The sequence below is a fragment of the Pseudazoarcus sp. NS34 genome (assembly GCF_059703725.1).
In genome coordinates, this window is sequence record NZ_BAAKIZ010000003.1 from 523,045 (window position 1) to 534,434 (window position 11,390).

The 11,390-nt window shown below is 65.0% G+C and carries 10 protein-coding genes; 5 read left to right on the top strand and 5 right to left on the bottom strand.

Annotated features, from left to right (window positions below):
• Nucleotides 1-22 precede the first annotated feature (22 nt).
• Nucleotides 23-211, top strand: coding sequence for a YgaP family membrane protein (locus tag AC6H0N_RS12565; RefSeq protein WP_497574453.1), 189 nt, complete (start codon nt 23-25; stop codon nt 209-211).
• Nucleotides 212-427: 216 nt separating this feature from the next.
• Here the strand turns inward: AC6H0N_RS12565 and AC6H0N_RS12570 are convergent, their stop codons facing one another.
• From AC6H0N_RS12570 to AC6H0N_RS12590, 5 genes are all read right to left on the bottom strand, one after another.
• Nucleotides 428-748, bottom strand: a complete 321-nt coding sequence (locus AC6H0N_RS12570; RefSeq protein ID WP_497574454.1) for a hypothetical protein — start codon at nt 746-748, stop codon at nt 428-430.
• A 339-nt stretch (nt 749-1,087) separates the two neighbouring features.
• On the bottom strand, nt 1,088-1,864 hold the full coding sequence (gene rsmA / locus AC6H0N_RS12575) for a 16S rRNA (adenine(1518)-N(6)/adenine(1519)-N(6))-dimethyltransferase RsmA (RefSeq protein WP_497574455.1): 777 nt from the start codon (nt 1,862-1,864) through the stop codon (nt 1,088-1,090).
• On the bottom strand, nt 1,857-2,843 hold the full coding sequence (gene pdxA / locus AC6H0N_RS12580) for a 4-hydroxythreonine-4-phosphate dehydrogenase PdxA (RefSeq protein ID WP_497574456.1): 987 nt from the start codon (nt 2,841-2,843) through the stop codon (nt 1,857-1,859). Before pdxA ends, rsmA begins: the two co-directional genes overlap by 8 nt.
• Nucleotides 2,843-4,168: a peptidylprolyl isomerase gene (locus AC6H0N_RS12585; protein ID WP_497574457.1), complete on the bottom strand. Its 1,326-nt coding sequence runs from the start codon at nt 4,166-4,168 to the stop codon at nt 2,843-2,845. Before AC6H0N_RS12585 ends, pdxA begins: the two co-directional genes overlap by 1 nt.
• A gap of 22 nt (nt 4,169-4,190) precedes the next feature.
• Nucleotides 4,191-6,542 (bottom strand): LPS-assembly protein LptD, encoded by a 2,352-nt coding sequence (locus AC6H0N_RS12590; protein WP_497574458.1) that lies wholly within the window; start codon nt 6,540-6,542, stop codon nt 4,191-4,193.
• A gap of 84 nt (nt 6,543-6,626) precedes the next feature.
• Here AC6H0N_RS12590 and AC6H0N_RS12595 point away from each other — a divergent pair, with 84 nt between their 5' ends.
• From AC6H0N_RS12595 to AC6H0N_RS12610, 4 genes are all read left to right on the top strand, one after another.
• Nucleotides 6,627-7,628, top strand: coding sequence for an aminoglycoside phosphotransferase family protein (locus tag AC6H0N_RS12595; protein ID WP_497574459.1), 1,002 nt, complete (start codon nt 6,627-6,629; stop codon nt 7,626-7,628).
• A gap of 22 nt (nt 7,629-7,650) precedes the next feature.
• Nucleotides 7,651-8,340, top strand: coding sequence for an N-acetylmuramate alpha-1-phosphate uridylyltransferase MurU (gene murU, locus AC6H0N_RS12600; protein WP_497574601.1), 690 nt, complete (start codon nt 7,651-7,653; stop codon nt 8,338-8,340).
• Between the two features lie 565 nt (nt 8,341-8,905).
• Nucleotides 8,906-10,246 (top strand): Xaa-Pro aminopeptidase, encoded by a 1,341-nt coding sequence (gene pepP / locus AC6H0N_RS12605; RefSeq protein WP_497574460.1) that lies wholly within the window; start codon nt 8,906-8,908, stop codon nt 10,244-10,246.
• The gene (locus AC6H0N_RS12610) at nt 10,243-11,376 is read left to right on the top strand and encodes an FAD-dependent monooxygenase (protein WP_497574461.1); all 1,134 of its coding nucleotides are present in this window, start codon (nt 10,243-10,245) and stop codon (nt 11,374-11,376) included. Before pepP ends, AC6H0N_RS12610 begins: the two co-directional genes overlap by 4 nt.
• Nucleotides 11,377-11,390 lie beyond the last annotated feature (14 nt).

Sequence of the window (11,390 nt, forward strand, 5' to 3'; positions counted from 1 at the left end):
CGCGCGAGACCGGAGAATCACCATGACCAGAAATGTCGGCTCCATCGACAAGACCATCCGCATCGTTGCCGGCCTGATCCTGATTGCCCTCGCCATCATGGACGTGGGCACACCCTGGACCTGGATCGGGGTCTTGCCGCTCATTACGGGGCTGATGGGGACTTGTCCGGCTTATGCATTGTTCGGGGTAAATACCTGCCCGAAGGATTGAAACCTCCCGACGGCTAGAACGCGCCAAAGGTCGGGCACATGTTCGGCTCGGCGCAACAGAATCGTTAGCCGCTTCAATCGGCTGCCTATCAAGAACGGCTTCAGCCCCCCCAGTAACACAAGGGGGCAACTCTGCTTTGAGCCATGCCCATCGCAGCGTTACCCCCTCGCAATAACCGGCCGCCAGTTCAACGGCCGCTGCCAACAAAGAAACCGCTTACTTGGCTTTGTTCCAGTCCGGCGCCTTGCACATGTCCGCCGGAACGATGTCCTTGTCACATACACAGCCCGCCGGGTAGCTGCCGGAAAAGGCCGTCTGGACCGCTGCCGGACTCCAGAAACCGGTGCGCCAGCACAGGCCGGAACCACTGGTCGTGATCACCTGGCGGCTGTCCAGAACGTAAGGCGCAACGCCCTTGTCGTCCGTGGTGAAGGAGATCGCGGCGTCCTTGGACTGCGCCGTTGCGGCAGTGGCGGCCATGCCGATTGCTGCAATTGCAGCCAGTCCGAGCAGTTTTCTTTTGATTTGAGTATTCATGTTCTGTCTCCGTCCCTATAGATAAAGATTGTCAAAACACAACCCTGATCCGGCTTTCGTGAAGCGACAGACGGATCAGGCCTGAAACAACCATCGCGTTACTCCGCACAGCGTATGCGCGGCACATCCATAGCAATCCAACAGCACTGCGATCTACGACTACTGCGGTCCAATTCAGCAAATACGCATACGCAACGAGTGCTTTACGCAGGAAGCAGCGGGAGCCGCTTTCAAAGCGCGAAAATCGTACCCGGTGCGCATGTTAGGCAGCGTATCCGAGCCCAACGCGCATAACAACCGTGCTGTCAGATTTCCTCGACAGGACGTGCGACGTGCTTGCTATCGGGCGCGGCAGACGTGATTGGCGATGGCGATGTAGTCGGCGACGGTGAGGCGTTCACCGCGCAGGCCGGGGTCGAGTTCCAGCGCCTCGAAATCGGCATCGGAGAGGAAGTCGCGCAAGGTATTGCGCAGGGTTTTGCGGCGTTGGCCGAATGCTGCGGCCACGATGCGTCCGAACAGGGCTTCGTCGTTCGGCTTGGGGCGGTCGGCGGGCAGCGGAACCATGCGCACGATGCTGGACGTGACTTTGGGCTCGGGGCGGAAGGCGCCGGGCGGGACGTCGAAAATGCTGCCCATCGCGAAGCGCACCTGCAGCATCACCGACAAACGGCCGTAATCGGGCGTGTCGGGCTCGGCCACCATGCGCATGACGACTTCCTTCTGCAGCATGAAGTGCATGTCGCGCACGCCGCCAGCGAAGGTGGCGAGATGGAACAACAGCGGGGTGGAGATGTTGTAGGGCAGGTTGCCGACGACACGCAGATCTGCGCCGAGGGCACCGAAATCGAAGGCCAGTGCATCACCTTCGTGAATGGTGAGTTTGTCCGGGCCATAGCGCTGCTTGAGGCGGGCGATGAGGTCGCGGTCGATCTCGACAACGTGCAGATGGCCGAGGCGCTCGACGATGGGGTCGGTCATTGCACCCAGACCCGGGCCGATCTCGACCATGGTCTCGCTCGGCTGCGGACGGATGGCGTCGACAATCTGGCGGATGATGTTCGGATCGGACAGGAAGTTCTGGCCGAAGCGCTTACGCGCGCGGTGTTCAGACATGGCTGCGGCCCACGATGTCGACGGCAAGTTGCATGGCGGCGAACAGGCTGCCCGGATCCGCACGGCCAGTGCCGGCCAGATCGAGCGCGGTGCCGTGATCGACCGAGGTGCGCACGATGGGCAGGCCCAGGGTGACGTTCACGCCCCCGCCGAAGCTCGCGTGCTTGAGCACCGGCAGGCCCTGGTCGTGATACATGGCCAGCGCGGCGTCTGCCCCCTCAAGGGTGTGCGGCACGAACAGCGTGTCCGCCGGCAAGGGGCCGAGCAGTTGCATGCCTTCGGAACGCAGGCGCTGCAGCACCGGCTCGATGACCTCGATCTCTTCACGCCCCATGTGACCGCCCTCGCCCGCATGCGGGTTGAGCCCTGCGACGAGAATGCGCGGATTGGCAATGCCGAAGCGTCCGACCAGATCGCGATGCAGGATGCGCAGCGTGTCTTCCAGCACGCCCGGCGTAATTGCGGCGGGCACGGCGGACAGCGGCAAGTGGGTGGTGACCAGCGCCACGCGCAGACCACCGCCGACCAGCATCATCACGACCCGCGGTGTGGCGGTACGCTCTGCGAGGTATTCGGTATGGCCGGAGAACGGGATGCCCGACTCGTTGATGACGGCCTTGTGTACCGGCGCGGTGACCATCGCGGCAAATTCGCCGGCCAGGCAACCGTCGATGGCGCGGTCGAGCATGGCAAGCACGTGAGCGGCGTTGACCGGATCGGTGGTACCGGCACGGCACGACGCTGCCAGGGGCACATGAAGGACTTCGAGCACGCCAGGTTCGCGCGCTGCGTCGATTTGATACGCCCGCACGCGTACTCGATCGGCCAGCGCACCGAGCCTTTGTTGCTGCAAGGGGAGGTCACCGATGACCACCGGACGCACGCCCCAGTCATTCAGGGCCAGGTGCGCACACAGTTCGGGACCGATGCCGGCAGGCTCGCCGGCCGTTACGGCAATGACGGGGCCGCCGCGGGCCATCACTCGCGATCCAGACGAATCTCGACGTAAGTGGAGTCGCGCACCTCGCGCAGCCAGTTTTCGTATTCCTCGTTGGCTTTGCGCTCTCGCAGCGAATTACGCGCCAGCGCCCGGGTACGCTCTTCGGTCACGTCCTGAACGCGCCGCTCCTGCACCTGAATCAGGTGCCAGCCAAACGGCGAGCGCACCGGCTGACTGATTTCTCCGACTTCCAGCGCGTCCATCGCACGCTCGAACTCGGGCACGGTATCGCCACGGTAGACCCAGCCGAGATCGCCGCCGCGGGCCGAGGACAGGTCTTCGGAGTGCACCTTCGCCAGCTCCTCGAAGCTGTCGCCATAGACGATGCGCTCACGCAGCGCACGCAGGCGCGCCTCGGCTTCGGAGTCGGGCAAAATCTCGGACGTCTTGATCAGGATATGGCGCGCGCGCGTCTGGTCGACCTTCTCGGTAACCTGCGCGCCGCCGCCGCGCGTATCCACCAATTTGACGACGTGCAAGCCGGCGGCGCTGCGCATGACCGGTGAGACTTCGCCCGGCTTGAGCGTGCGCACGGCATCGGCGAACAATGCGGGCAGGCGGTCGCGGGTACGCCAGCCGATCACGCCCCCTTCGGTCGCGTCCTGCGCGTCGGAAAACTCTGCGGCCAGCTGCTCGAAAGGCTCCCCCGCCGCATGGCGTCGCAGCACTTCCTGCGCTTTGGCCTCCAGGGCCTTGAAGTCACCTTCGCTGACTTCCTCGGGCACGCGGATGAGGACGTGGGCGACAAGCACTTCGTTGCCGGTGAACGCATCAGGGTTGTTGGCGATGAAGTTGTCGATTTCGGCTTCGGTGACGACGATCTTGCTGTCGACCTCGGATTCGCGCAGCCGGGAGATCAGGATTTCGTTGCGCAGACTCTCGCGGAAAGCCCGCCAGGAAATTCCCTCGCGCTCAAGTGCCTCGCGCAACTCCACTTCCGTCAGCCCGTTGTTCTCCGCCACCCGGCCGACCGCACGCGACATGGTGGTTTCTTCCACCCGGATACCCAACTCGCGAGCCTTCTGCAACTGGGCACGCTCGTTGATCATGCGTTCAAGCACTTGCTCGGCCAGCACGTTGTTCGGCGGACGCTCGATGTTCTGGGCACGCAGTTGCTGCACGACCCGCTCCATAGCGGCACGCAGCTGAACGTAGGTGATGACTTCGTCTCCGACCACCGCAATCACCCGATCGACCGGAACGGCGCGCTGCGCCGATGCGGGACCGGCATGCAGTAGGCCATAGAGACAAGTGGCCGCAACAAGGACGGAGAAAACGCGGACGAAGGTAGCTTGAATGTTCATTGGAAACAGCAATCTGTTGGCCTCAATTACCGAAATACGGATCGGACACTGGCTCGTTGATGACGCCATAGCCCGGCACACTGCGCCGGATCAGGCTGTCCGGGTTGGAACCGAGGCCGCCCAGTCCGGTCAGCTCGAGCTGGAAGAACAAGGCCGTGTTGACGTCGTTCGGGTTGATCGCAAAACGATGCACGGCCGTGCGCAATGACCAGCAGCCGCAGCGGCTGACATATTCGAGGCCAAGCAGCGCCTCGGTGGTGCGCTTCTCTTCGAGCGAGCGCGTCACCCTACCCACGCCGTACCAACGTCCGCCGAGCGGCCACTGACCGGACAGGTCGACGTCGCGAATGTCGTCGATATCCGCTCCGTCGCCCCGCCGATATCGATAGCTGAGGTTCACGACCTTGAGGTGCTCGGGCTGAAAGCGCAGGCGCACATTGGTGCGCTCGGTGGTCTTGTTTTGCGGGCTGTACTGGGTGCCAAGATCAAGCGACACCGAGCGCGAGATGCGGCCCGAAAATGTGGCTAGCAGATCAGTGCGGCCGAAGTTGTTGATGACCTCATCGCTCAGGCCGACGCGACGATCCTCGCGATAGAAGCGCTGCGCCACGGTCGCGCGCAGACGCTCAATACCCGTGTCATTTTCGATAAAGCGCGTCGTCAGCGCCGCGGTGATCTGATCGGCGTCGCCGATCCGGTCGATCCCCGAGTAGCGGTTCTCGGAGAATATCTGCGCAAAGCCGAAGTCATAACGCGCGGTATCGAACTCCGGAATGTCGCTCTGATCCTCGTACGGGATGCGCACGTAGTACAGGCGCGGCTCCAGCGTCTGCAGCGTGTTGCGCCCGAACAGCGTGGACTCGCGATCGAAATACATGCCGGCGTCGAGTGAGAAGATCGGCAGCGAACGGGTGATCGACGTCGGACCACCGGGATTGAGTGGCTCATCCAGATCGTAGCGCGTGTAATGCGCACCGATCTTGGGCTTGATGTACCAGCCTGGCCGGCGGATATTCAGCGCGATGTGCGGGTAGGCGCTCATGCGCTTGCCCTGACTGAAGGCGTCGTCGCGATGCTGGAAGTTTACGTATTCGCTCTCGAAGCCCACCTCCAGACCGCCCGGCAGGTCGGCACGACGGGCGTTCAGCGTGAGTTGCGGCAGGCGCTTGTAGGGTGAGTCGATGTCGTCGCTCAGGGTCTGATAGCTCTGCGCCAGCGCCGAGGCATTCCACCAGCCGCCGTAGTAATCAATCCGCCCTTCACGCAGCAGGTTGCGCCGTGACGACACCTGCAGGGTGGAACTGAGATCTTCAAAGTACTCGTCGTCGGTAACGCCGTTGAAATTCAGCGACGCGCGCAGGCGATCGGTAAAGTTGTGGCGGTGTTGAATCGACGCCAGACCGCGCGCCTCGCCGGTGATCTTGTCGTTGGCCAGCCACTCCAGGCGCGTCTGGCCTTCGTAGTTGTCGCCGAGGTAACGCGCTTCGGCACCCAGCTGCAGACCGCGCTTGGTCATCAGGCGCGGCACCAGCGTGACGTCGTAATTCGGCGCGATGTTGAAGTAATACGGCACGGCCAGATCGAAACCGGTCTTCTCGGAGGCCGCCACCGTGGGCACCAGGAAGCCCGACTTGCGCTGGTCGCCCAGCGGGAAGCTCATGCTCGGCCAGTACAACAGCGGTACGCCCTTGAACACCAGCGAGGTGGATTTGGCGACCCCTACCTGCGTGTCGTAGTCGAGGGCGATGGAGCCAGCCTTGATATACCAGTCCGAGCTTTCCGGCTTGCAGGTGGTCCAGGTCGCGTTCTCGAGAACGTACTTGTTCTCGCCCTGGAAGCGCAGCATCGAGGCGTCACCGCGGCCGACGATTGTGCGCTCGGCGCCGGTTTCCTTGGACACCGACTGGGTCGTGAAGGCGTATTCCGGCGCCACGAACTCGCCGGTCTGCTCGTACACCACCAAGCGACCGCGCTCGCTGGTGATGACGTCATCACCCTGCTCCAGACGGACGTTGCCGTCGACGGAAACCTCGTCGGTGAGTTCGTTGTAGGTGAGGCGGTCAGCGGTAAGCTTGAAGTCGTCCTCGCGGACGATCTCGGCCTGCCCTTCGGCAATGACTTCGACCGAACGCAGGCCGCGAATACTCTGGGCGCGCACCGTGGTGCGGCCGTCACTGATTTCGGGGCGAACACTCATCGCCGGGGCCAGCGCCCCGCCGGCCGTCGCCGCGGGCGCAATGATGGCGCGCTCGCCGAGCAACGACGGATCCACACGCAATGGCACCATCGCGCCGGCGTGGGTCAGGCCGGGGAACATGAGCAGTAGCAGGGCAAGTACCCTGGGCCGCCGACCTTCGATAGTGCTATCGCGCAAGCGCTGTTCCCTCTCGCTCATGTTCGGTCTGGCCAGGCCCTTTGATAAACTTGCAAAATTCTACACCAGCATTGCGGAGAACCCGTGCATAGACGCGCTCAGCTCGAAACCTGGCTTGCCTCGGCACTGCCCGATCGCACGATCGAACTCGACACGGCCTCGGCCGACGCCAGCTTTCGCCGCTACTTCCGCGTACGCGGCACCGCCGAAGCGCCCAGTCTGATCGCGATGGACGCTCCACCCGAGCACGAAGACTGCCGACCATGGCTCTCGGTTGCAAGGCTGTTTGCATCGGCAAACGTGAATGTGCCGCACATCGTCGCCGAAAACACCGAGCAGGGCTTCATTCTGATGTCCGATCTGGGTGACACCACGTATCTGCAGGCGCTCACCGCCGACAACGCGCCGTCGCTGTATGCCGACGCACTGGGCAGCCTCGCCGCCATCCAGCTCGCCAGCTGCCCCGGTGTGCTGCCCGAGTACTCGCGTGAACTGCTCGAACGCGAGATGCGGCTGTTTGACGAGTGGTACATCGGCCGCCACTTGGGCGCCGAGCTCGACACCGCCGGCCGCGAAGCGCTCGAAAAGGTCTACGCCCGGGTGCTCGCCGTGAATCTGTCCGAGCCACAGGTCTTCGTGCACCGCGACTACCATTCGCGCAACCTGATGCGCGTCGCCGACGGCAATCCGGGCATCATCGATTTCCAGGATGCCGTGTACGGCCCGATCAGCTACGACCTCGTCTCGCTGATGAAAGACGCCTACATCCACTGGGAAGAACAGTTCGAGCTCGACATGCTGATCCGCTACTGGGAAGCTGCCCGCAAGCTCGGTCTGCCGGTGCGTGCCGATTTCCCGGATTTTCACCGCGACTACGAGTGGATGGGCGTGCAACGACACCTCAAGGTCATGGGTATCTTCGCGCGGCTCGCGCATCGTGACGGCAAGACGGGCTACCTCAACGACATTCCGGTGGTGCGCACGCATCTGCGCCGAGTCTGCGCGCGCTACGGCGACCTCAAGCCGCTGCTCAGGCTGCTCGACCGACTCGAACCCGAAGCCGTTGCTGTCGGCTACACCTTCTGATGGCGCGCCGATGACCCGCGCTATGATCCTCGCCGCCGGCCGCGGCGAGCGCATGCGTCCGTTGACCGACACCTGCCCGAAACCACTGCTCGAAGCCGGCGGCAAGCCACTCATCGTGTGGCAGATCGAGCGCCTCCGCGACGCCGGCTTTGTCGACCTCGTCATCAACCACGCCCACCTGGGGCATTGCATCGAAGCCGCACTGGGCGACGGCGCGGCCCTCGGCGTGGCTATCCGTTATTCGCCCGAAGCCGTCGCGCTCGAAACCGCCGGCGGCATCCGTCAGGCAATGCCGCTACTAGGGCCGGAGCCCTTTGTCGTCGTCAATGGCGACATCTTCTGCGACGCCGACCTTTCCGCGGTGCATGCAGCGGCCGCGCATCTAAGCGCGGACGGCGACCTCGCCCACCTCGTGCTGGTCGCCAACCCCCAGCACCACCCAACCGGCGACTTCGCGCTCGCAGATAGCCGCATCGTTGAAGACGCTCCCGCGCTGACCTTCTCCGGCATCGGTGCCTACCATCCGGCCCTGTTTGCTGACCTCGCTGCTGGCGAGCCGGCGCGGCTTGCGCCCCTGCTGCGCGCAGCCATCGCGCAAGGACGCGTCTCCGGCGCGTTGCACGAAGGGCAGTGGATCGACGTGGGTACGCCGGAGCGGCTGGAGGAACTGGATCGCAGCTTGCGGACGCCGCCGTCTGGAGTCACTGGATAGCGCCCGTGCATGCCTCGACCGGCCGGGATTTCGCCCCGGCGGGCGACCTTCTTTCTTGTAGTGCAACAAGAAAGAAGGCAAAGAAGTGCACCCTCCTCGCCGCCCCTTCGGGGTCCCTTCGCTGCAAGCACTCCCGGCGGCCGGCCTTGCGAACTCGCTCTCGCTCAAACAGCAAGGCCGGAAGGCCCCGCCGTGAGCACTCTCCGCTCAGCGGCTCAGAAGGGAGAGGTAAACAAGCCGTACCCCAAAGTGGCGAACAGTCACAAGCTTGGCGGCTCACCTGGCACCCTCATCCCCTCTGGCTCGCCGAGTGGAGGGTGGTTTCGCCGGGGAAGTCCGGTCCTGCTGTCTGAGCGAAGCGAGTTCAGGACCGGCCGGTGAAACCGCCCGGAGCGAGGGAACCGGCGAAGCCGGCGAGACGGCGGGGCGCGTTTCTTTGCCTACTTTCTTGTCGCGCGACAAGAAAGTAGGTCGCCCGCCGGGGCGAGTCCCGGCCAACGCACGCCAACCGAAGCAACCACCTCCGCCCCAAACAAACCCCTGCCGGCAGTGCCATAATCACGCCATGAACACCGCCATCGAACGTCTCAAACCCGACATCGCCCCGTTCCGCAGCCGCCGCGAGCGCCTGATTGCGCGCATGCAGGCCGCCGCCGGTGGCGTGGCCGTGCTGGCCACCGCGCCGGAGCGCACGCGCAACAGCGACACGCACTACCCGTATCGTCATGACAGCCGCTTCCATTACCTCACCGGCTTCGGCGAGCCGGAGGCCATCGTCGTGCTGATCGCCGGCGACACGCCGAAGAGCGTGCTGTTCTGCCGCGAAAAAAACCAGGAACGTGAAATCTGGGACGGCCGTCGCTGGGGGCCGGATGCGGCGCGCGAAGCCTTCGGTTTCGACGCTGCACACGCAATCGACGACTTTGACGCGAAGCTGCCCGAACTGCTCGTCGACCAGCCGCTGCTGTGGTGCGGCTTTGGCTACGACGACGCGTGGGACGCACGCATTACCCGCGCGCTCAATGCCGTGCGCGCCAAGACCCGCGCCGGCTCGACGGCGCCGCACAGCATCCGCGACGTGCTGGCCGAAATCGATGAGATGCGCCTGATCAAGGACGCCTCGGAACTCGCGATCATGCGTCGCGCCGGTGAAATTTCGGCCGCAGCTCACTGCCGCGCGATGCGTACAACGCAGCCGGGTCGTTTCGAATACGAGATCGACGCCGAACTGCTGCACGCCTTTCGCCGCGCGGGCAGCCAGTTTCCGGCCTATCCGTCGATCGTTGCCAGCGGACCGAACGCCTGCATCCTGCACTACGTCGAGAACGACCGTCGCATGGCCGACGGCGATCTGCTGCTGATCGACGCCGGCTGCGAACTCGACGGCTACGCGTCGGACATCACACGCACCTTGCCGGTCAACGGCCGCTTTTCTGGCGCCCAGCGCGACGTCTACCAGCTGGTATTGGCCGCGCAGCACGCGGCGCGCGCCGAAACCCGCCCCGGCCAGCACTGGAACGCCGCGCACGAAGCCGCTGTGGAAGTGCTTGCCCAAGGCATGCTCGACTTGGGCCTGCTTAGCGGCAGCTTCGACGAGGTGATGGATCAGCACACCTACCGCCGCTTCTACATGCACCGTACCGGTCATTGGCTGGGCCGCGACGTGCACGACGCCGGCGAGTACAAGCAGGACGGCGAGTGGCGCACGCTGGTGCCGGGAATGGTCATGACCATCGAACCGGGCTGCTACATCAGCCCCGCCGACGATGTGCCGGAGGCCTTCTGGAATATCGGCATCCGTATCGAGGACGATGCCGTCATCACGGCTGACGGCTGCGAGTACCTCACCGACGGCGTGCCGCGCGAGGCCGACGAAATCGAAGCGCTGATGCGCGACGGGGCATGAGCGAAGCAGACCTGCTCATCGTCGGCGGCGGGCCGGCAGGACTTGCTCTGGCGCTGTCGCTGGCCGACTCGGGCCAGCGCATTGTCGTGGCCGATGGGCGCGACCGCGAAGCCGCCACGACCGACCCGCGCGCCCTCGCGCTGGCCCACGGCTCACGCCTGATCCTCGAACGCCTCGGCGTGTGGCACGGGCTGTCCGCGACACCGATCGAAACCATCCATGTCTCGCAACGCGGCGGCTTCGGCCGCACCGTGCTGCGTGCGGCCGAACTCGGCGTGCCGGCACTTGGCCATGTCGTCTCGGCTGGCGTGCTGACCGGCGCATTGCGCGCCGCCGTCGAGGCCGCAGGCATCGAAGTACGTGACCACACCAGCGTCGGTGACGCCACGCCCGACGGCGCCCGTATCACCGTGCCGCTCAACGGTGATGAACCATTCAGCGCGCAACTGATCGTGCGCGCCGAAGGCGCCCCCGGCGAAGGCGAAGCAGTGAAGAGCCGCGACTACGGGCAGCACGCGCTGATCGCCACGGTGCACCCGCGCGACGGGCACGGCCGGCTGGCCTTCGAACGCTTCACGCCGGAAGGCCCGCTCGCCCTGCTGCCGTTCGGCGACGGCTACGCCAGCGTACTGGTGGTCTCGGGCGACACCGCCGATCGCCTGTCCGCACTCGATGACACCGCCTACCTGGCACACCTGCAGCAGACCATCGGCGGGCGCACCGCGCTCGCCTCGGTCGGCCCGCGTCTGCGCTACCCGCTGGCGCTGCGTTACCGCGAAAGCGCAGTCGGGCCGCGCACCGCATGGCTCGGCAATGCCGCACAAACCCTGCACCCGGTCGCCGGCCAGGGCTTCAACCTTGCGCTGCGCGACGTGCACACGCTCGCCGCCGCGCTGCGCGATGCATCCGACCCGGGCGACCCGACGCTACTCGCGGCGTGGGCGCGTGGCCGCCGACTCGACCGCGCCGGCACGATCGGTTTCACCGACGGCCTGATCCGCGTCTTCGCCAACGATTTCGGGCCGCTGTCAGTGGCGCGCGGCCTGGGGCTTACGGCGCTGGACCTATGCAGCCCACTGCGCAGCTTCGTCGCGCGACGCATGATGTTCGGCGCACGCGCGTGGCCATGAAGCCACGGCCAGAC